Annotated in this window: 23 protein-coding genes; 20 read left to right on the plus strand and 3 right to left on the minus strand. The window is 61.5% G+C overall.

Annotated elements, in window-relative coordinates; genetic code table 11:
• Positions 1-62: 62 nt before the first annotated feature.
• The 18 genes from ACAD63_RS34510 to ACAD63_RS34595 all read left to right on the plus strand — a co-directional run bounded on the left by ACAD63_RS34510 (position 63) and on the right by ACAD63_RS34595 (position 15,480).
• Entirely contained in the window at positions 63-1,118 is a 1,056-nt protein-coding gene (locus tag ACAD63_RS34510; RefSeq protein WP_434034762.1) for a 3-keto-5-aminohexanoate cleavage protein, read from the plus strand.
• A 102-nt stretch (positions 1,119-1,220) separates the two neighbouring features.
• The gene (locus ACAD63_RS34515; RefSeq protein ID WP_434034763.1) at positions 1,221-2,207 is read left to right on the plus strand and encodes a tripartite tricarboxylate transporter substrate binding protein; all 987 of its coding nucleotides are present in this window, start codon (positions 1,221-1,223) and stop codon (positions 2,205-2,207) included.
• A 471-nt stretch (positions 2,208-2,678) separates the two neighbouring features.
• A complete protein-coding gene (locus ACAD63_RS34520; protein WP_434034764.1) occupies positions 2,679-4,361 on the plus strand; it encodes a PRTRC system ParB family protein in 1,683 nt (560 codons plus the stop codon).
• 74 nt (positions 4,362-4,435) lie between these two features.
• Positions 4,436-4,891, plus strand: coding sequence for a PRTRC system protein E (locus ACAD63_RS34525; RefSeq protein WP_434034765.1), 456 nt, complete (start codon positions 4,436-4,438; stop codon positions 4,889-4,891).
• A 10-nt stretch (positions 4,892-4,901) separates the two neighbouring features.
• Complete coding sequence (locus tag ACAD63_RS34530; protein WP_434034766.1) at positions 4,902-5,126, plus strand: PRTRC system protein C; 225 nt, start codon at positions 4,902-4,904, stop codon at positions 5,124-5,126.
• A 90-nt stretch (positions 5,127-5,216) separates the two neighbouring features.
• The gene (locus ACAD63_RS34535; protein WP_434034767.1) at positions 5,217-6,356 is read left to right on the plus strand and encodes a PRTRC system protein F; all 1,140 of its coding nucleotides are present in this window, start codon (positions 5,217-5,219) and stop codon (positions 6,354-6,356) included.
• 9 nt (positions 6,357-6,365) lie between these two features.
• Positions 6,366-7,091, plus strand: a complete 726-nt coding sequence (locus tag ACAD63_RS34540; RefSeq protein ID WP_434034768.1) for a PRTRC system protein B — start codon at positions 6,366-6,368, stop codon at positions 7,089-7,091.
• Positions 7,088-7,729 carry a PRTRC system protein A gene (locus tag ACAD63_RS34545; RefSeq protein WP_434034769.1) on the plus strand — a complete coding sequence of 214 codons (642 nt, stop codon included), beginning with the start codon at positions 7,088-7,090 and terminating at the stop codon, positions 7,727-7,729. The genes ACAD63_RS34540 and ACAD63_RS34545 overlap by 4 nt, the downstream gene beginning before the upstream one ends.
• Positions 7,726-8,529, plus strand: a complete 804-nt coding sequence (locus ACAD63_RS34550; protein ID WP_434034770.1) for a PRTRC system ThiF family protein — start codon at positions 7,726-7,728, stop codon at positions 8,527-8,529. The genes ACAD63_RS34545 and ACAD63_RS34550 overlap by 4 nt, the downstream gene beginning before the upstream one ends.
• A 136-nt stretch (positions 8,530-8,665) precedes the next feature.
• Positions 8,666-8,995 (plus strand): hypothetical protein, encoded by a 330-nt coding sequence (locus ACAD63_RS34555; protein ID WP_434034771.1) that lies wholly within the window; start codon positions 8,666-8,668, stop codon positions 8,993-8,995.
• Between the two features lie 196 nt (positions 8,996-9,191).
• Positions 9,192-9,665 carry a glycine zipper 2TM domain-containing protein gene (locus ACAD63_RS34560; protein ID WP_434034772.1) on the plus strand — a complete coding sequence of 158 codons (474 nt, stop codon included), beginning with the start codon at positions 9,192-9,194 and terminating at the stop codon, positions 9,663-9,665.
• A 76-nt stretch (positions 9,666-9,741) separates the two neighbouring features.
• Positions 9,742-10,143: a hypothetical protein gene (locus ACAD63_RS34565; RefSeq protein WP_434034773.1), complete on the plus strand. Its 402-nt coding sequence runs from the start codon at positions 9,742-9,744 to the stop codon at positions 10,141-10,143.
• Positions 10,144-10,313: 170 nt separating this feature from the next.
• Entirely contained in the window at positions 10,314-10,697 is a 384-nt protein-coding gene (locus tag ACAD63_RS34570) for a hypothetical protein (protein WP_434034774.1), read from the plus strand.
• 9 nt (positions 10,698-10,706) lie between these two features.
• Positions 10,707-11,177: a hypothetical protein gene (locus ACAD63_RS34575; RefSeq protein WP_434034775.1), complete on the plus strand. Its 471-nt coding sequence runs from the start codon at positions 10,707-10,709 to the stop codon at positions 11,175-11,177.
• A gap of 226 nt (positions 11,178-11,403) precedes the next feature.
• On the plus strand, positions 11,404-11,796 hold the full coding sequence (locus ACAD63_RS34580; RefSeq protein ID WP_434034776.1) for a hypothetical protein: 393 nt from the start codon (positions 11,404-11,406) through the stop codon (positions 11,794-11,796).
• A gap of 67 nt (positions 11,797-11,863) precedes the next feature.
• Complete coding sequence (locus tag ACAD63_RS34585; RefSeq protein ID WP_434034777.1) at positions 11,864-13,420, plus strand: hypothetical protein; 1,557 nt, start codon at positions 11,864-11,866, stop codon at positions 13,418-13,420.
• 458 nt (positions 13,421-13,878) lie between these two features.
• Positions 13,879-14,847, plus strand: a complete 969-nt coding sequence (locus tag ACAD63_RS34590; RefSeq protein WP_434034778.1) for a DUF932 domain-containing protein — start codon at positions 13,879-13,881, stop codon at positions 14,845-14,847.
• A 120-nt stretch (positions 14,848-14,967) separates the two neighbouring features.
• Positions 14,968-15,480 (plus strand): hypothetical protein, encoded by a 513-nt coding sequence (locus ACAD63_RS34595; protein ID WP_434034779.1) that lies wholly within the window; start codon positions 14,968-14,970, stop codon positions 15,478-15,480.
• Positions 15,481-15,574: 94 nt separating this feature from the next.
• On the opposite strand, the gene ACAD63_RS34600 is transcribed toward ACAD63_RS34595, so the two are convergent.
• From ACAD63_RS34600 to ACAD63_RS34610, 3 genes are read right to left on the minus strand one after another with little or no spacing between them, the layout of a single operon-like run.
• The gene (locus tag ACAD63_RS34600) at positions 15,575-15,985 is read right to left on the minus strand and encodes a polymer-forming cytoskeletal protein (protein WP_434034780.1); all 411 of its coding nucleotides are present in this window, start codon (positions 15,983-15,985) and stop codon (positions 15,575-15,577) included.
• Positions 15,986-15,990: 5 nt separating this feature from the next.
• Positions 15,991-16,659: a hypothetical protein gene (locus ACAD63_RS34605; RefSeq protein ID WP_434034781.1), complete on the minus strand. Its 669-nt coding sequence runs from the start codon at positions 16,657-16,659 to the stop codon at positions 15,991-15,993.
• On the minus strand, positions 16,646-17,212 hold the full coding sequence (locus ACAD63_RS34610; RefSeq protein ID WP_434034782.1) for a hypothetical protein: 567 nt from the start codon (positions 17,210-17,212) through the stop codon (positions 16,646-16,648). Before ACAD63_RS34610 ends, ACAD63_RS34605 begins: the two co-directional genes overlap by 14 nt.
• 787 nt (positions 17,213-17,999) lie before the next feature.
• On the opposite strand from ACAD63_RS34610, the gene ACAD63_RS34615 reads away from it, so the two are divergent.
• A complete protein-coding gene (locus tag ACAD63_RS34615; RefSeq protein WP_434034783.1) occupies positions 18,000-19,289 on the plus strand; it encodes a hypothetical protein in 1,290 nt (429 codons plus the stop codon).
• 94 nt (positions 19,290-19,383) lie between these two features.
• Entirely contained in the window at positions 19,384-20,844 is a 1,461-nt protein-coding gene (locus ACAD63_RS34620) for a metallophosphoesterase family protein (RefSeq protein ID WP_434034784.1), read from the plus strand.
• The last annotated feature ends 89 nt before the right edge of the window (positions 20,845-20,933 follow it).

The following is a 20,933-nucleotide window of genomic DNA, read 5'->3' on the forward strand; positions in this document are numbered from 1 at the left end:
TGGCATGCGTACTGCGATCGCATCGCCCTAAGCCATCCAACCTTCCAACTAAGGAGACAGTCGTGCAATTCCTTGATGATTCCCTCTTGCCTGAGAATCAGGAACCTCTTGTTATCCAGGTCGCTCCCTATGGCCCGCAATTCCTCCCGCGGGATTCGGATGACATCCCCGTTAGCATGGAGGAGCAGGTCCAGAAGGCCGTGGATTGCTACAACGCCGGAGCTACTGTCCTGCATGTGCATGTGCGCGAAGCCGATGGCAAAGGAAGCAAGCGCCTGTCGATGTTCAATGAGTTGCTGGCACGGCTGCGAGAGGCGGTGCCGAAAATGATTCTGCAAGTGGGTGGATCCATTTCATTTGCCCCCGAAGGGGATGGCTCGGCCGCGAAATGGCTGTCGGATGACACCCGCCACATGCTGGCCGAACTGAATCCCAAGCCGGACCAGGTCACGATCGTGGTCAACAGCGCTACGATGAACATCACGGAACTTCACCCCAAGGAAGAGTTCGCGGGAACTTCGCTTGCCGAACCGGCCTTCTACGAGGCCTATCGCAACATGTCCTACGAGGCTGGCCCCGTGTTTGTGGAGGAACACCTCAAGCGACTGCAGGCCGCCGGCATTCAACCCCATTTCATGGTAGGGCAAATCGGCAAGCTGGAATCCATCGAACGCCTGATCCGCCGCGGCATCTACAAGGGACCGCTGCTGGTGAACTGGGTTCAACTTGGGGGAGGATCCGAGGGACCGAACCCGCGCAACCTTCTGGAGATGGTCAACCGTCTGCCGGAGAACGCAGTCTTCACCGTCGAGTCCTTCATGCGCTACGTCCACCCGCTGACCACGATGGCGATTGCCATGGGTTTCCATGTGCGTTGCGGCATCGAAGACACGCTTTGGGGCCGCAAGGGCGAGCCCCTTACCTCCGTCCAGCAAGTCGAGCGCCTGGTGAACATGTCTCGCAGCCTGTATCGAGACGTGGCCACTGCCGATGAAGCACGCCGCATCTACCGGATCGGGGAGCAATACAAGACAGTCGACGAAACGCTGCAGAAGGTCGGCTACCTGCCCAATCGCCGGGAGAACGAGCGCGGTCAGCCGACCTGGGCCGTTGCATAGGCGCGATTGGCGTCGACACGGGTCGTCCTGCGCGGGAGGTCCCCGGCCGGATGACCCGTGGATTGCCAGCGCGGCATGAATCAAAGATCAAAGGAGACCTGGATGTTGATGTGCCTTTTCCGAAATGCGTGGATTCGAGCAGTGCTCTGCGCGGCGTTTACCCTGACGGCAACAGGTGTTGCTCATGCCTGGACTAACAAGCCGGTCAGGGTAGTGGTACCCGCTGTCCCGGGCGGATCGATGGACGTGGTGGCGCGCGTTCTGGCCGATCAGCTTTCCAGGGATGTCGGTACTTCGTTTGTCGTCGACAACAAACGCGGTGCGGGCGGCAACGTCGCCGTAGCATCCTTGTTGTCGTCGCCAGCGGATGGACAGACAATCATGATTGCCATCGACAACATTCTCACGGAGATCCCGCACGTCATCAAACAGAACTTTTCGCCGCTCAAAGATGTCATGCCGGTTGCAGCATTTGCGCGGTCCGGCTTCGTCCTGGTCGGAAGCCCTGATCTGCCTGCGACAGACTTCAAAGACCTGATCGCTTATCTCAAGGCCAATCCGCAAAAGGGTACCTTCGCTTCCTACGCTGTCGGCTCAGCTTCCCACTACGCCGGGTTGATGCTTGGCGAGCGTGCCGGCCTCAAGCTGCAACACGTGCCTTTCGTCGGATCTCCGCCCGCGCTGATCCAGGTCATGGGCGGTCAGGTTTCCATCATGGTCGACGGTATCGCAACTTCGCTGCCACTGATTCGCGGCGGCAAGCTCAAGCCCTACGCAGTGATTGCCAAGAACCGCTCGCCAAGTCTTCCAAACGTCCCAACCTTCGCTGAGCTGGGATACCCGGAGATCAACTTTAGCAACCTGGCCGTGGTCATCATTCCATCCGCCGTTCCTGCGGAATTGGCAGAGAGGATTCGTATTGCGACCTACAAGGCCGCGTCGGCCGGGCCGGTGCAAAAGCGGCTGACGGACTTGGGGCTGGAGCCAGTGCAGCCGCAATCGATCCACTCGCTGGAGAAAGTCGAAAGAGATGGCTTCGAGAATATTGGAAAGATTATCAAGCAGTTCAATGTCAACCTGAACCAGTAACAACAGCGTGGCCGCCTGAGCGACTCAGGGAAGAAAGGCGGGCCGCTTATTCAGAAATGGAGTGCGGCACCGGCTGGCCCATGCCGGTTGCGCCGAAATCCGGTTTGACTTCTTCTTGCCGCGCGACAACAGCGATGGCTGGCGACCGGTCCCTCACACAATTCGAACGTCCGTTGACGGAGCCGGTCCGGTCGCTTGAGTGACAGTGCTGATCGCCAGAGCGAACGGCCGAGATTGGCCGAATTCTGACCTAAGCGAGCGGGGAAGGGCTGATAGTTGCTCGCCCATACAGAATTCGAGTATCCTTACATCACATTCCGCGTCCCTGACGCATCGACCCCGCACCTTTTGGTGCCAAGTTCTGCAGTATGGTGGCAGCCGGCTTTGCCTGGCAGTCCATCCTTCCATCCCATCGGGAACCACGTTCCCGGTGCGGCAACGGGTTCCCATTCCGTCTCGGAGAACCCAACAATGCAAAATCCCACCGTTGTCATTGGCAAGATCCGTCCTGGCCGTAACCCGCGCAAGTACTTCGATCCTGCCCAGATGGCTGAACTGACCGAGTCCATTCGCGTGGACGGTATCCTTCAGCCGATTCTGATTCGTCCCGTTGAGGGCGATGAGAATGGACATGAGTATGAAGTGGTCGCCGGTGAACGCCGCTATCGCGCCGCACTGGCCGCGCATGGCGATGGATACCATATCCCCGTCACGCTTAAGGTGATCACCGACGCCGAGGCTGACCGCATGGCGTTGATCGAAAACGTGCAGCGTGCCGACATGGCGCCTTCCGAGGAGGCTGTGGCAGCATCGAAGATCGTGGGGCAGCTGAAGGGCGACCGCGACGAAGCGGCCCGCCTTCTTGGCTGGTCGCGCTCGACGCTCGACAAGCGCCTGGCGCTCATGAACTGCAGCGACTCGGTTCTGGATGCGCTCAACACGCGTGTCATCCAGCTCGGCCACGCCGAACTGCTGGCGACGCTCGCCAAGGCCACGCAGGACAAGCTCCTGCCCGTCATCGTGAGCGAGAAGAAGTCCGTATCCGAGTTGAAGAAGACCATCGAGGCTGCCGCTTGCAGCCTGGAGAAAGCCATCTTCGACAAGGCGGAATGCGCAAGCTGCCAGCACAACTCTTCGTTACAGACGGAGATGTTTGGCGAGGCTATCGCGACGGGCAACTGCACCAACCGCGCCTGCTATACCGAGAAGACCGACCGTAAGCTCGACAGCATCAGCTACGGGCTCAAGGACGAGTACCAGGTCATTCGCATCGTACGCCCCGGCGACAACCACACCCGCATCCAGCTTCAGGTCGATGGCCCGACTGGTGTGGGGGAGGAGCAAGCCAAGGCCTGCCACGCCTGCGAGAACTTCGGTGCTGCCGTCAGTGGCCTGCCCGATTCGCTGGGCAAGGTCTACAGTGGCCAGTGCTTCGACACAGTCTGCAACCAGCGGAAGGTGGCGGAACGCCTGAAGGCGGAGCGCGACGCGAAAGCGGCGGCGCAAAAGCCTGCAGGGGGTTCTGCCGGTTCCGGCAAGCCCGCGACTGCGAAAGGCGGGGACAAGTCGTCGGCGCCAGCCGAGAAGCCTGTCACGTCGATCAGCGAGTCGGAGAAGGTCAAGAACTACCGGACCGATCTCTGGCGCAAGGCGCTGCGCAAGGAAGTCGCGCAAAACGCCGACCAGGCCAATGCCTACCTGATCTCGATTGCCCTCAACGGCCTCGCACGCAACATCGGCGGGGACAAGATGGGCAAATTCTTCGAGAAGCTGACGGAGCAGAAGGCGTCTTCGACGCTGCAAGGCTGCCTGACTGCGGTGCATGCCCTGGACGCTGGCAAGCGGCAGCAGCTAACCGTGGCGTTGACTGTCGCGGCAATCGACGGCATGGAGGTGCCCAGCCTGAAGGAACTGTGCCGCTACCACAAGCTGGATCTGCGCGCGCACTGGAACCTGCAGAAGTCGCAGGACTTCCTGGAGATGCTCACCAAGTCCGAGATGAAGGTTCTCGCGGACGAACTGGGCATTCGCAAGGCGCTGGGCGATAGCTTTGCCAAGCTGTTCAACAAGCCAAAACCCGAAGTCATTGCCGGCCTGCTGGCTGTTGATGGCTTTGACTACACCGGCAAGGTGCCCAAGGTCCTGGGCTACTGATCTCTTTCACTCTGCCTTAGCGCAGGGCGCCAACCGGCGCCCTGCGTCATCCCATTTCCCCAAAAGGATTCACCATGTTCACTGAATTGGCGCCGCTCGTCCGCGCGAGCGACAAGGTTGTTGTTACGCTGTCCATGCAGGGCGATGTCATGTCCGTTGTCGTGCTGCCAGTCATCAAGAATGCCGCGGATGCCGCACTGACTTCGCCTCTGGTGCTGTCGGCAACGCCCGCGGAACTGGATGCCGAGTTCGCGTCGGCCGTCACAAGTGTGAGCGAAGCGCATCGCTCGCTGGCCGAACAGGCCGAGGCAACGAAGTCGATTCTCGATGCCGCCAAGTCCACGCAATCGTCCAAGGCGACGAAGGCGCTGGCCAAGGCCGCATCGCCATCGGCGTCGGAGGCTTCAAGCGCGTCGGATGATGATAACGAAGCAGGCGATGCCGAAGACGGTGATGCTGCGCAGACCGAGGCGGACGCCAAGGCGATTGCGCCGGCCTCGGCCGGCACGGATCTGGCGTCCCTGCTCTAAGGAGACAGACATGGCACTCGAAATCAAGAAGCTGCTTCGTCAGTTCTCCTACAACGGCATGACCCTTGTGGACCCTGGTCCGGCGTTTACGCCAGAACAGGTGCGCGACATCTATTCGGCTCAGTATCCCGAGCTGACCACCGCCTCGGTGGATGGCCCGGAGGTGAAGGGCGACGTCGCGAGCTTCACCTTCGTCCGCGCCGCCGGCGCCAAGGGCGCGCATGCGCAAATCTGACCTGATGAACGCACTGGCCACCGGTCAGTTCGCTACCACTACGGAGCCGCCCAAAAGGGCGGTCTTTTTACATTCTGAGGAGACCCAACAATGCTGTTCGATCCTCGGTCGTTTGTTCCAGAGGTCGATGCAGGACAACCCGCATGGGCGCCTGCGCGACAACATCCCGTTACCGGACGTCGACCTGCCCATGATTTTCTGACGCTGCCGGCCATCCCTGCTGGGGTTCCGAATAGCGGGCTGCTCACCTTCGGGGACGAGGTCGATGTGATGGACCTTGTCCGTGCACAGTTCGCCGCCGGCGTACTGCGGGCGAGCGATGTGTCGAACCCAACCGGTGCTGGCGATGCCTTCGCCCAAGCCATGTTTGCATGGCTGCGCGCCCGCACCCCAGAGTGCAAGCGACTGAGCTTCGGCTTCTCGCTGATCGACATTGGCGCTGCTAAGGATCAGTTGATGCAATTCGGCTGGGAAGACGAGATCGAGGCGCCGCTGTATCTCGCCATCGACATGCCCGGCGACGACGTCTACTTCATCGGTGAAGCGCGCACGAGCGCGCTGCGAGCGGCGCATCCGCACCTGCTCTACACCGCGATGTCGCTGGTCAACACCGCCAGCGCGAAGTCGCTCTTCCTGCGCACCCCTGAAGTCCTGCTTGACCTGTTTGCGCGGTGGCACTGGGAGTACGACAGCACCCTTGCCGACGACAACAACGCCAGGGAATTCCTCGCGGAAAGTTGTGGCATGGATGAAGGCGAAATCGAGCGATACCTGCCGTCTGTTGTGAGGCCGGAACTCGCACCGGATGACGTATTGCCACCGGCCTGCCACGGCTATCCAGCGTCGAGCAAGCTGAGAGCATTCGGCAGCCGGAAGCTCTATGAGCTGTCTCGTACCAACAATGGCTGGGTCAAGGACCTATGTGTCGCGCTGGCCGAACTGAACCTGACCCTGAAGAGGCAAGGCGATAGGTCGGCCGTTGCAGGATCACAGTGGGCCGAGCCGGCATACTCCGCGGCCACGCTCGCCTATAGGCAGTCGGACTACGTCACGCAGGTCCTCGATGACCTCTATGACGGGCTCAATAGCAACGGCGACGCGACGATGTTCCAGTGCTTCATCCCCGTTGCGAGCGAGCCTGTAGCGATCCGTCAGCAGTTCAGAGACCTGGACGGCATGCTGAAGACCATCTCGGCGCTCGATCGCGTTCTCACACTCATTTCTGACTAGGAGGGCCACATGGCCGAAATCCTGACCGCTACGCGGTCGCACGATGTGGCCCTGCAAGGGGCCATTTTGCTTTATGGGCAAGGACCAGGGCAGTTTTCCTACGCCACGGCCCATCGCATCGAGCCGGATGGTTCGGGTCGGCCCGTCATTGGCGCCGGCACGCCGTTGAACCGTATGGCGTTGATCCACGCAGTCCGTGAGGTGGCAGAGGCCTCGCTCCCCAAAGGCGAGTTCCTCACACCCAACGTCCTGTCGATCAGCCCGAGCGCGGTGACATGGTGGTGTCCAGCGGCACAGCGGCGCGTGTTCTTCGATTGCAAGGAATTCGGCAAACGCAGCGCGGTGGTGCCACACCCCGCGCTGGTGTTCCAGGCATCGCAGTCCGGGTTCCGGGTCTTCGCCCTGAAAGGGGACGAGCGCCCGGTACCGGCCAGCGAGCTTTGCGAGCCGCCGTACTTCAACACCTGGGATCACGGGAAGATCTGCATCGGCTCAGCACATGTGCCCAAGCAGATTGACGTGGCATCCATTGCAGGCTGGGAAGCCGGGTTCTTCAACTCGGCCTTCACCCATCCCAACCATGGCGCCAAACGCGTGACATATGAGCGCGGCGCCTATGCCTTCTGGAAGGACATGCTTGACGGGCAGTTTCCCGACTACCCAAGGCAAGTTCTCGTTCCCATGAAACTCAAGCTGGGCGATCTGATCGCCGGCAAACTGGACAAGTCATTATGAATCCTGCTGACGCTGCTCTGCAGCAATCCTTTCCTTCTGTGATGGTGCCGCGCTTCGGCGCGCTCGCCCCCATGGAACGGTCCGGCGAGCGTCTGCTCATCGCGGCCAACGGCGTGTTCCTTGAGATCGTCCGCCCCTGGCTGCGTGTCGTCCGCCATCTCGGCGCTTTCCAGCATCGCACCGCGATTCCCTACGGTGAGGCGATGGAAGCCACCGAGCTACGCTGCGGCCGTATCCCGGAGAGCCTGATTGGTGAGTTCGCCATGATGGCGCGCGTCACGCACCCCAAGGAAACGGGCGGATGGGTAGTTTGGAATGCCGCAACTGCGGCATTTCGGCTAGTCCCTGTGCAGATCTTGGAGCATAGCGGTGGTCATCTGAAGTACGACCGCCCCGCGCTCGGGAACGACGAGGTGCTGGTAGTCGACTGCCATTCGCACGGCCGTCATACCGCGAAATTCTCGCCGACGGACAATGAAGACGACCGGCACGACGTGAAGTTTGCGTTCGTGATGGGCAATTGCGATGCGCCAACGCCTTCGATGGCGCTGCGGCTGTGCGCCAAGGGCATTTTCGAGAACGTGGAGAAGGTTCCAGCCGACTGGTATGCCGCTGCGCGCGAGGAGGTGCTGGCATGACCTTCGAGCATCGCATTCCTTCGAGCATGACGACCCAAGCATGGAAGGTGGCAGTGGTTGGCGCCGGCGGCACCGGCAGTGCCTTGCTACCCAATCTGGCGCGGCTGCATCACGCCATGCTGGAGCTGGGCCATCCGGGCGGCATCGATTGCACGGTCTACGATGACGATACCGTCAGCGAGACCAATATCGGTCGTCAGGGCTTCTATCCCGTTGATGTTGGCCAGCACAAGGCCACGCTGATCGTGAACCGGCTGAACAATCTGATGGGGACGCGCTGGGAAGCGCAGACGCGTCGGATCGGCAGCGGGGATCGCTTAGTCTGCGACATGGTGATTGGCTGCGTCGATACGCGGGCCGCCCGCAAGGCGATCCTTGGAGCGATGAATCGTGGCACAGGTGGCTATTATCTTGACTGCGGCAACGAGTCGGACAGTGGCCAAGTGATCCTCGGCCAAGTGCGAGGCAAGGCGGCGCAGCGCTTGCCCCATGTGGGCGACCTGTTCCCCGAGCTGCTGAACCCGAAAGGGGACAAGGCCGACACTGCGCCGTCCTGCTCGATGGCAGAGGCGCTGCAAAAGCAGTCTCTGGTGATCAATCAGGCGATTGCGGTGCAGGCCTACAACCTGCTCTGGACGCTGTTTCGCACGGGGGCGCTGAAGTACTGCGGCGCGTTCGTGAATCTGGCTGTGGGGCATACCAACCCCTTGCCGGTGGACCCGCAGGCCTGGGCGCGGTTCGGGTATCACTTGCCCGAACCGAAGCGGCGCGCTAGACGCGCCACTCGAGCGGCCGATTGAGCCAGCCATCCCCGATCGCTTGGGGATGGCTTTCTCTCTTGGAGCGTCTCGGTCGAGACGCATCGAATTTTTATTCACCCACCCGGGGCACACCACCCTGGTGGGCTGTGCTTCGGGCAATCTGGAGCACACCACTATGCAAGACCCCCATGCACCTTTTTCTCTCGAATACCAACCGGTTCGGGTATCCGGCGACTGGCTACCGGAGAACTTCTCGGTTGACGCCTACTGGAACGGAGTCAGTTGGAACGGCTTCCTGGTGCCGCTGTTTACGCTTGCGTCAGCGCTGCAATTATGTGAGTCGATGCCAGCGCTCGAGTACGTAGCAAGTGATTCTTCCTTTCTGCTCTCCGATGAGCACGGTGCAGTTTCCATCCAGGGAAGGCCGCATCGCGTTGGAGGCGCAACTCTGATTCTTTATGGGATCGGCGACAGTTGGTGTTGGCGTGACGCAGAATGCGGCTGACCGGAAGCCGATGCGGGGTAAGTAAGCTGCGCCGATTGAGTGGCTCCACAAATCCGCTCGACGCTGCTAACATAGCTGCACCTACCGCGTCTCCGACGCATCGACACTTCCGGTTGTATAGCCGGACATCCCTTTTCTTCCCCCTACGGGCCTTCCTGCCCGTGGGCATGATGGCTCCATCTTCGTTGAGGCCATCATGTTCAAGCGATTCTTTCTGCTGTTCCTTTGCTGCGCCGTTTTCACCGGCTGCGCTGCACAGCCTACTTCGCCCAATACCTACCGGGCGACGGAAGCGCTGCGCATCAGTAGTGCGGAAGCTGTCACCGTCGTCAGGGTTCGCCCGGTCACGATTCTCGACAGGGACGGCATTATGTCGGCGCAATCCGGCGTGCCGGGTGTTCTCGGCGCCGTCGTCGGCGCGGTGCTTGGTGCGCGCATCATCGGCGACGGCAATGGCCGCTATCTGGCCGGCGCCCTGTCTGGCACCGTCTCAGCGGTCATCGCACAGACGGCGGCGAACCAGTTGAGCCGCCGCGATGGCGTGGAAGTCATTGTCCGCACGGATAGTGGCCGCCAGGTCGTCGTTACCCAGGATGCGGATCAGCAATTCGTCTCTGGCGAGCGGCTGTATCTCGTCTCGGGTGCCGGCGGCTACCGTCTCACTCGCTAACGAACTTCGGTTCCAATCCTGCAACTTCCCGCGCGGAGTCCCCGCGCGGGGCTCCGTGCGTTCATCGGAGCATTCCATGCCTGCATGCGCAGACGCACGACTGAAATTCGCACACGTCCTCACCGAGGGCAAGACCATAGCCGAAGTGGTGCGGCAACTCGAAGACGGACTACGCGGTACCGAGTTGGAGCCGGAGTGGCTGAACGCCGCCAACTTTCTCAATGACGACAACGAAGCCATGTATGGACCCAAGCCGAGTCGGCCATGGCCAGTCCTTGGCGCTCGCGATCGGCTCGCTGTCTACATGCAGCGTGGTTGGTCGGAAGGTTGGGGCGTCTTCGTCGATCGAATCGGCTATATCGGCAACGCGCCGAACCTCACGACGACGGCCGAGAAGCTGCTGATTGGCAAGACGCTGACGGAACGGCAAGGCTGGGAGGTCGTTCGCGCGATGGCAAAAATGCTTGATGTCACCTGACATCAAGAATGCAAGCCCCGAGAGGGCTTGCCGAAGCCGCCATGGCTTCGGCAAGTCGCTTTCACCTGCGTCGCTGACGCATCGACAAACTGTCCGGCACTGCTGGACCTACCCATTGCGGGACACTCGTCCCGTAGGGAAAGGGTGTCCCGCGCATTCTCGAGGACATCATGAAACTTCCCAAATCATTCTTCGGTCGGCACCCGTCGACCAACTCTTCGGCCTGCCAAGCGGTTCGCCGTGACGCATGCCGCGTGCTGCGCCGCTTCGCCGGCGACATGGCACTCAGCCCGCGGGACTACACGATTCGCGAGCATCGCCAGCAGCGCCGTGACGTCAACGTGTTCGCCTTGCATACGAGCTCGTTGCTTGTCGAGATCCAGCACGGTCCTGGCCAGGAAGGCGGGGTGCGCATGTCCTACCGGACGTGCCGCGGCCGCAATGACATGTCCGGAGGGCGCGACAACACTGTCAACGTGGAGTCGTTGGCGACCGACCAAGGCTATGACGATCTGGTTTCCACGCTCCGCGTGGTGGCTGGGCGGCGTAGCTGAGGAGTAGCCATGTCGACGCTAATAAAAGTGACATTCTCAGCAACCTCCGGTGAGGAGGTGTCTGGAAAAGCACAAATTGATCGAGCCAAGGGCGTTGTGACCTTGCCGGCGCGGTTCTCTGTTTCCATTGACCGGGCCCGAAATGCTGGCGAGGGATTCGAGATCGTGGCGCACGACAACGGTTACAAGTACCAGTTGGTGCATCAGGATGCGGACCAGTATCGCCTGGACAGCAATTCCCGCCGCCGTGATGGCTTTTGGTATCTCGCCTGGCGGGCCATCATTGAGCCGCACAAGGACCAACGCCAGCAGTATGGGCGCTTTGCGCATACCCTGTCGGCAGCTGCCTTGATCGGTCTGGTCGGTTACTTCAAGTCCGTACAGACATGGTCTCTTCTCGCTGCATGGGAGATCTTCTGCTTGCTTGTCGGCAGTGTTGTACTATTCGTAGTAGGCGCAGTCCTTTCCAAAGGAGATTGACATGTTCGGTTTAGCCGTCCTCGTCGTTACTGGCGTGGTCTCAGCGTTCCTGCTTTGGGCGGATCGCAACGGTCGTCGCGTCCATAAGGACTGAGTCCAAGCCATTCTCAGGGGCCGCCATCGTCGGCTCCCATTTGAACGCACCTCTTGGGGTGCGTTTTTTCGTTTCCACACCCACGCGGGCGTCGTCCCGTCGGGCGACTCCCATCGAAACAGGAGTTGCCCCATGAACGAAGCCATCTTCGGAGGTGGCCTGGCCAGCTACCCAGCTGGCGTGCTGCTGCGCGCCAGTGTCTATGCCACCAACCTGCGCGCGGCTTTCTCGCTCGTCTGCGCCGACGACGGCATGCCCTACGGCGCGCTGTCGGTGAACGTGCAGGACGCCGACCTTGCCGAGGACGAGATTCTTGCGTCGGCCGACTGGAACCTGCCGGCCGAGCTCAAGGCCGCGCTGCTGGCCACCGGCAAGTTCGTCCAGACCGGCCGGTCGAACCAGGTCGGCCTTGGCCGCGGCGAAATCTGGCGTGTTGTTGATCCTGATCTCCTGTCGCAGGTCGCTGCCGCACGCGTGGTCGCCCGGCGATCCAGGCCGGTACGCCGCGCTGCAGCGCTCGCCTGAACCTTGATTCCTTTCAACCCTTTCGGGGCATGTCCCCGAAGGGGCGTGCTCCGTCGCAGGAGCCACCATGTACGTTGTCCATATCGGCCAGCAGGCCGAGAATCGCACGTCGCTCGCCGGCGTGCTGCAGCTTCTGAACGATGACCGCGATGGCCGCGCGTTGCCGCGTGTCGAAGACATCTCCGTGCGCCACATCGAGCGCGGGGCAATCCCGGTAGTGCGCCTGGCGTCCGGCAATTTCGCGGTGCGCCCGACGGGCACCCGGCGCGCCATCCTGACCAGGATTCTTGACGAGGTCGATCGCTTCATCGTGCGCGTGGGTGGAAGAGTCCTGCGCCCGCACGAAATGAGCCGCGCGTCCTGGGGCGCTGTGATGGCCGCCGGCCGCTTGGCGTACTTCCCGGCGGAAGCCATCGACATGTCTCAAGGCGACGCGGGACCGCTCTTCCAGACGGCAGACCTTTTCGAGGAGAAGGGAACGTTCGACATCGCCGAGTTTGTTTGCGGCGAGTTCAAGCGTCGTTTCGGTTACGGCGTCAACGGACCGTTGTATGCCCCTGATGCGAGCCCCAATGCCCGCCATGAGGTGCACGTTGCCTATGCGCTGATGCGTGGCGAGAAGGTTCGGAATTGCATTGTCAATACCTACCGCGACAACCCGCACCACAGCCGCCATGACCTCTGGATGAAGCCGCTGATCGAGGTACCCGCGCTACGGGGTGCTTTGTCGGCGAGCGTGTTGCAGGCGCTTTGCCGGACCATGTGTGCCGAGAAGCTTGCGATCACGAACCACAATGTCGGCAAGCTGCTCGCCGCCCTCCGGCATGTGCCGCGCGACGGTTGTGACGTGGAGGTCGACGACGCGCTGTTCGTGGCGGGCATCCTGCCACCGCGGACGGTCCCGACGCCCAAGTCGCCGACGGCAGAGAACGCGCGGCCGGTGACGAGCCTGGCTGCACGGATTCACGCGCTGATCAGCCAACGGCAGTTCCAAGAGAGCATGGACAAGGCCCGGACCGAGCGGGAAGCGCGGAGAATCAGCCAGCGAGAGTTCGATCGCCAGGCCTGTGCCGCTGCAGCTTATCGCGCTGCCTATGGCTATGAGTGGCCGAACCGAGTTGCGCTCGCTGTCATGCAGCGCAATGTGGCGGCGGTCCTGCAGATCTTTGACGGCCCGAAGGACTGGAACACGGATTCTAAGCGCGCCCTCCGTGACGAGATCGGTGTCGACGTTCTTCAATGTTCAGCGATGACTCGCCGCCGCCGGCTGTTTGAACTGTGTGGCTTCTCGGAAGCCGAACAGGCCGAATGGGAGGCTCACGAAGCCATCGAGAAAGCTCAGAAGCGTGCCGAGCGTGAACTGGCTGAGGCCGTGCGCCAGGCCGAGGCGGTCAAGTACCGTCTTGAGACCGGCCAGGTGATGAGCGGACGCGAGTACGTCGACTTTTGCATTGACGCTGGCTTCTCGCAGCTCATCGACGAGCCCCGCGGTAGTGCCAGACGTTACCTGATCCACGATCCGGTAAAGCGGACTTCCCGACCGCTGCGTGCGAAGGACGGCACGCTCGACTATGCACGGGCTCGCTTGGCGCAGGTCGCCGTGCCCGTGCCGCTTGCCGCATGATTGTTTTGCCCCCCGGCCACTGGCCGGGGGGCGTCTTCTTCAAATCACGCGGGGATATCCTTAGCATTCGGGTCGGCCGGACGCGATGCTTGCGTTAGCCTTTGCACTACACACAAAGCTCTGTTCGCACTGAAGGACGTTCAGTCCGAACCGAGTTTTACCTGCGTCTACGACGCATCGACCAAGCCGGCATGCCGGTCATCCTCTGCAACTTCCCACAGGGACGATCCCTGTCGGGACGTCTCTCGTGGGCCTCCTCCCTTGCCCACATGCATCTCCAACTCTTGCTCTAGCCATTATGGCGCGTCGCCCTGGCCCCGCTTTGCGCGACCACGGGAAGCGCCAGTCTTGCCCGCACGCGCGTAATCCAGCTCGTTGCGGATTCTGATCCTTCCATTCCTTTCATGCGACCGGCCTTGGAGCCGTGTTCGCGCTATCCCATTTTCAGGAGTCTTCCCATGTCTCATCTCGTTCAAACCATGGCTTATGTCGGCGCTACCCCGTGGCACGGCCTGGGCAACCAGCTCGAAAGCAATCAGCCGCTCGAAGTGTGGGCGGACGCTGCTGGCATGAACTGGCGCATCGAGGAAACCGACGTGATGTATCGCGCCGGCTCCCACGATCTCGATCCGATTCATTCGTTTCCCCAGAAGAAGGTGCTGTTCCGCTCGGATACCAAGAAGGCGCTTGCGACGGTGTCGAAGCGGTACCAGGTGGTCCAGCCTTCGGAGATCCTCGACTTCTACCGCGACCTGACCGAGGTCGGGGGCTACCAGCTCGAAACGGCAGGTGTGCTCAAGGAGGGGCGCAAGCTCTGGGCCCTCGCGCGTACGGGGCAGTCGACCAAGATTGCTGGCGTCGACGAGGTCCGCGGCTACCTGCTGCTGGCCACGGCTTGCGATGGCACCCTGGCCACCACGGCCCAGTTCACGTCCGTGCGAGTGGTTTGCAACAACACGCTGCAAATTGCGCTTGGCCGCAACCGCGGTGCCGTCAAGGTGCCGCACCGCAGCCAGTTCGACCCGCGCGCTGTTAAGGAAGAGCTGGGCATCGCCATCTCGTCGTGGGGTGGCTTCATGGTGCGCATGCACGAACTGGCCGACCGCAAGGTGAGTCAGGTGGAATCGGAACGCTTCTTCCAGCGGCTGTTCACGTACCCGTGGACGAAGCCGGATTCGCACGGTCCCGACAAGGTGAATGAGCGTGGCCTGAAGGCAGTGCTCAATCTCTTCGAGGGCAATGGTCGTGGCGCCACGCTGGAATCGGCTGCCGGGACTGCCTGGGGTCTGGTGAATAGCGTGACCGAGTACGTCGATCACCAGCAGCGAGCGCGCAATGCAGGCAATAGGCTGGATTCGGCGTGGTTCGGTGCCGGCGCGGCACTCAAGCAGCGGGCTTGGGACGCTGCGATCGAACTGATTGCATGACGAAATCGTAATTGTCTAGCCCTAAAGCGACCGACGCTCCATGCCGATGTTTGGCATGGAAGTAGTCGTTTTAGGTTCACAAAGCCCCGGCACTGCCGGGGTTTTTTTTCGCTCGTTGCCATGATGCTGATTGATTTTTACTCCCGATACCCTCGATGGCTGTTCCGAACCACTGACGCGAAGCGTCCTGCGTTTCCTAGCCGCAATGTCTGTCGTAACACGATCGGTAGTGAGGGGCAACGAGTCGCGGAGCGACTGAAGCAACGGCAGCCCATTGATGTGGCGCATTTCCACAAGGAGCGCTTTCATGAACTCGTCGATGAGTGGCAGAGTTTGGTCAGGCAGGAAGCAGTCCAAGCCGAGTATGACGCCTGGATGGACCAGCGATATGAGCAAGGGCCCGCATCCTCAGTGACGCTAAAGCGGGGAAGGGTTGTATTTGATCTCGTAAATGGGGCCGTGTACGAAGTGCGCGGGAAGGACGGAAGCGGGCGCATCTTCAGAATGCAGTTGGTGAATGACTTTCCGTACGTGTCGTTTCGAGATCCCACCTGCGGCGTTGACTATCTATGGGTCGCGTTCCCTGAGGTATTCACGCAGGCGGAGCTGATGACGCTGCGACGCATGTACTAAACGACAAAATGCCCGGCATATTTGCCGGGCTTTTTGCTTTTGAAAGAGAGGGGGTGTAACCGAACTTTTCGATTTCTGAGAAGGAACATGTTCCTCAACTGCTCGCCGACTCCAACGCTTCGGCAGCAGAATCAGCGACGGTCACCCCCTCCTTTTGTGGGGATGGCGCATAGCCCACCGCCTGAATGCGGGTGATGGTGCCGTCCAGGGCGGCATTCGGGCCCAGGCGGATAGTGCCAGCGTAGATGATCCGGCCTTTCACCCGGCCGTTGATCAGCAACGACGCCCGACCGACCACGTCGCCTTCGACCACGCCGTCTACGATGACGTGCTCGCCATCGACGTTGCCGTGCACGACACCGCCTGCCGCGATATGCAGCAGGCCCCGGGAAGCGCCAACGTTGCCGGTGACCAGCGCCAGGCAGGTAAAGCCATGGTCCGAAACAATGTCGCCGTGGATGCTCATGCCGGCGCGCAGCACGCTGAAGATGGGAGGATTATCCATGGCGCTTAGAACATCTTGATGTCGGTGGGAGTGTTGGCATGTTGCGCCGCTGTGTTTCGCGCCGGCGCCGCGCTAGTGGGCAGCTGCTGTGCTGTCCTGGCCGGAGCCGGTACGGTCGAGGCCCTCGCCGATGCCGATGCCGGTGCAGGGGCAGGGGCAGGGGCAGGGGCAGGAGCCCCCGGGGCCGCAGGTCGCTTCACTGTCTCCGTCTTCGGCTGTTCAACCGGCACCGGAGCAACGGATGCTGTGGAGGCCGGGGCCCCTGCGGCTGCAGCAGATGCCGGCAATACAGTGCTCTGAACGACTTCCGATGCGGGAACGTTGTTGGACTTGCGCGGCCATTCGTGGCCGTCGCCAGCCGGAACACCCGCGGAAGCATCGGAAGCGGAGGGAAGTGGCTGCATCTGCTCGGTGCCACCACGCGATTCCCGTTTGCCAATCGACGCTCCAATGGCAAACATGAGCGCCGCGATGGCAATGAAGCCAAGGCCCCACAGCAGTTGATTTCGGCCCACCGCGAACGGGAAAGGAGAGGTGGATGGCTTTGCAGGTGCGGAGGAAGTGCCGCCATAGGCTAGATGCGGCGCCGTCGCTGCACCCGCCGGAGAGATGTCGATCGTGAGGGGTGGTTGGGCGTATTGAGCATGCAGCTGCTCGATGTCACGCATGTCCATCGGAAGAGCTCCTGTGAGAGGAAATCAGTGTGCCGTCGGCGTCGAACTTGTCGGTGTCCGGGATGCAAAGTTGGTGGATCGCGGCGATGCGCTTTGAGGCAATCTCAATTGTCGTGGCGCGCTGGTCCGCGGAGATGGATCCGCATTCCTGGCTGTACAGGGTCTCAACGAAGATGCGGTCGAATTGCATCAGCAATCGAAGCAACCGACCGGCGAAGGAATGGGAGACCTTGACCTCCTTTTCCTCGTAGAAGAGCGGAATCTCGATCTGGTCAGTCTTCGAAAGCCAGCTCAGCGCACTGCCATACCACTCCTCCGCGTCGCGGAACGCTTCGTCCAGCGCCTTAACCTTGCCGCCACGCGCGACAACGAATTTGGACGAACAATAGTAGAAGTGTGCATCCAGGAAGTCGCGCGCGAACTTTGAGCAGTAGGCGTGAAGGGTGGCTGAGGCCGTCGTCGGCGTGAGACGGCTGAGACGTTCTTCGCTGTTATGACGCTCAATGGGCTTGAGCCCACTGACAGATATCTTGGGTGGATCTTGTTCGGCCATTTTTCATGTTTTTCGGATGCTCTCTCAGAGTGAAATTGTCTGCCACAACTGGGGCGGCGATGACTTTGAAAGCTATGGCAAATTGGCGAGCATTCGCATTCCTTGCAGGAATTTTCTGTGCCACAATGCTTTCACACCTCGCGTCACTGACGCATCGACCCTGACTCCTGGCGAGTCCATCTTCTGCTTCAAGTCGTGCATTTGCGCACGCGCCGACTGGTTGGCTACCAGTGTGGATATTTCCTTGTGCTAAGTGTTTTCGCCGAACACTTCCCTCATCAGCTCGTAATACGCGTTCTCGCTGTGCCTCCTTGTGAGCGCACGCGATGGACACGTTCGAGCCCGGGATCATGTGGAGCTCTCTCTCAAAGGCCCCTCCCGGGCAGAACGGCAGCCGTCGAGCCGATCCGTGAACCTGCGGCCGAACCTGTGGGTTCGCGAAATGGGTTGCTGTGCAGCGTGACCATGCTGCACGAGGGCGACTTTACGTCCTCAGCATCGAGCAGCGCGCATTAGCGTGCCGCTCCCTCAGTGCCACGCCCCCGGAAGGGGCGTGGCATTGCAGGTTCTGAACATCAAAGCTCGCTGCCGGCGCAATCCGGAGCGGGCTTTTTTTCGTTTCTGGCGCGCCACTGGCGCCGCCAGTCTTTTTGGAATCCTGCGCGACAGGCTTTCCCATTGCCGCAACGACCCAGCGCGGGGCCGACACAGCCCAGCGCCTTCGGGAGCATGCTGCGTCCATCCGGGCCGACGTCGTTCGTTTTCCTGACAGGAGAAAGGACGTACCATGCATGCACCCATCACCTACAGCGAACCTGGCGGACGCCGCAGCCTCCTGGAGGAGCGGCCCACGCGGCCACCGATCATTGGCAAGATCCGGCCCGGCATCAAGGTGCTGACCAAGACCGCGCGCGAGAAGCCTGAAGCCGTCAAGATCCATGACCGGATGTTGGCGCAGGGTCAGAGCTTCGAGCGCATCGGGGCAGAGATCTCCCGGGCCACTGGAATCAAAACACCGCTGGTTCCCAAGAACGTGCCGTGGTTTACTTGCCGCGGCTCGGACTTCGCCAACCCGGCGGTAGCTGAAGACATCGTGCAGCGCTACGGTGAAGATCGTGGCGACGGCAACGGCTTTCGCCTCTGGCGCTTCCCGGTCATCTTCGCGTTCGACGACTGGCTGAGCAATATGCCCAATCAGCTCGTGGCATGGACGCAGAGCGGTCGCCAGTACTTTTCGGAGTACGGGCCGGACGGCAGGCGCTATTGCAAGATGTACGCGCCCCCCGTGCGCGACGCACGCGCCAATCGCGCAAAGCGAACCTGGGGCGGCCGCACCATCATCCTTCGCCAGGACGACGATATCCCGGACGGCATCTGTGATCCGCATATGTGCCCGCAGTACCAGGATGGGAATTGCAACCTGTCAGCCAGTTTCTATTTCGCGCTGCCGACCATTTCCGGCCTGGGCCTCATCGAAATGCCGACAACTTCTATTTACGTCCTGCAGAAGGCTCACGCCGCCATGCAGACCGTTGCGTTGGCGCGCGGCAGGCTGGTGGGCGTCAAGTTTTGGATGGCGAAGCAGGAGGTGGAGATCAGCCGTATCGATGATAGCGGAAGGGCCGTGCGCCAGATGCAGTGGCTCATCACGCTGGACGCCGAGATCGATATCGCTGCCCTGCTGGACGGGTCTGACCGTCGTGCGCCGGCACTCGAGATGGCGACACAGGCGGTTGCTGCGTTGGAAGACGAGTTGCATCCAGCGGAGCCGACGTCGCTGCCGGGCAATGAACCGCCGCAGCAATCGCCTGTTGTGGACGCTCCAGCGACCCATGCGCTGCCCGTCGACGGCGATGACTTGGAAAGTCAGTTCGAGGATCTGATGGCGCGCCTCGGCCTGGCCAATCAGGAGGGTCGGGCGCAGTTCCGCATCTACGCGTCTGCCACTTTCGGGCGCGGCTGGACCAAGCGTGACCAGGACGTTCGCCAACTGCTCGGCGAAATGCGCACAGCGCTGACCAATCCGCTTGCGTTCCGCGAACAGATTGCGGCGATTGCTGCGGAAGTCGCACCGTAACGTCGGCCTTGTGCCGGCATGACAGGGGAAGCCATATGGCTTTCCCTTTTTCCTTTCTTGCCGCGGGCCGGCATATTCTCTTGGAGGTCGTACCATGCACAAAGAAGGCGATAGCCTGCTTGTTGCGCATTTCTCGGATCTGCACTATTCCCCTGGCCACCTGGCAGAGTCAGATCGCTGTTTCGGCTTTGCAGTCAATGATGCAATTACCGCCGGCTGTCAGGTTGGCGTGGTGTCGGGAGATTCCACCGACCACCGCCTGGATGCGCACACGCCGGCGCTCTCGGCGCTGGCACGGCGCGTTCACCAGCTAACGGTGCGCATGCCCGTTCTGATGCTGCAAGGCACGTATAGCCACGAGCCGCCAGGCACGCTGGACCTGTTTCGCCTCATCGGCGCACAGTACCCGGTCTATGTCGCGGATCGCATCCAACAGGTAGCGCTTTGTGCGGGGCAATTTGTGCCGTCGGCGAGGCCGGTGTTCGACGGCGCGGAGATCGACGCGCTGCTAGCAGGGCACGGCATACCGGAAGTGGTGTTCACCTGTGTGCCGACGGTCAACAAGGCTGTGCTGGCGGCCGCGGCTGGCGTGGCGAGTGCTGCCACGGCAGTGGGGGATCACTTGGCCGACTATCTGAAGGCGGCGGGTACCGTCAATCGCCAATTGCGATCGCTTGGCGCGCGCACGATTGGCGTTTCCCACGGTACCGTCAACGGGTGCCAGACCGAGCACGGGGTGCCGATGGCCGGATTCGATCACGAGTTCACCATTGGTGCGCTGTTCGATGCCGATTGCGATGCCTTCATGCTTGGACACATCCACCGCGCCCAGCAATGGGCACAGGGGGGCAGGGTGGTGGCCTATCCGGGCTCCATCGGGCGCTTCCATTATGGTGAAATCGGAGAAAAGGGCTACCTGCAGTGGCAGATTGCTCCCGGTCGGGTCGAGGCCTCACTGGTGGCGACACCGGCTCGCCAGACAGTCTGCGTTGACTTCGACGGCCCGCCCGATATGGCGAAGCTGACCGAGATGGCCACCGACGCTGCCGGCAAGTTCGTGCGCATCCGTTGGACGGTCAATGAGGAGCACCGCCAGCTTGTGGACCGGGAGGCCATCACGGCACTCTTTGGTGCCAGTGCCGAGGTGAAGCTCGAAGCGCGGGTCCTGCCGGCGGTTCGCAGTCGCGCCGAAGGCATCAGCCGGGCCGCAACGTTGCCTGAGAAGTTGGGACGCTGGTGTGAATTGACGGGGGTTGAGGCCAATCCGCTCATGGATTGCCTCTCGATGCTGGAGACGCTCGATGCGCAGTCGATAGCCGATCGCATGCTGGCGGGTTTTGTTGCCGAGCCGGTGGCGATCGCACCCGACGCTCCCCCATCCGAGCCTGTCTCGCCACCTGTCCTAACGGCGCTGGTTGGCATGGAGTTGGCAGACGAAGTTGGGCTTCCGGTGCCGCCCGTCGCGGAGGAGAAGACGGACCTCACACCGGCTTTGTTCTCATCGTTGCCTGCAGCCCCAGCGATGGACTGGCTGACGGACGATCTCTTTGCGTAGCAATACGCACCTCAGAACATGAGCCATGTTCCGACAGCCCTGGCGGCTGTCGAAACCCGGTTTTACCCCGCGTCCTTGACGCATCGACC

This window comes from Cupriavidus sp. a3, assembly GCF_051015765.1.
Lineage (GTDB): Bacteria > Pseudomonadota > Gammaproteobacteria > Burkholderiales > Burkholderiaceae > Cupriavidus > Cupriavidus oxalaticus_A.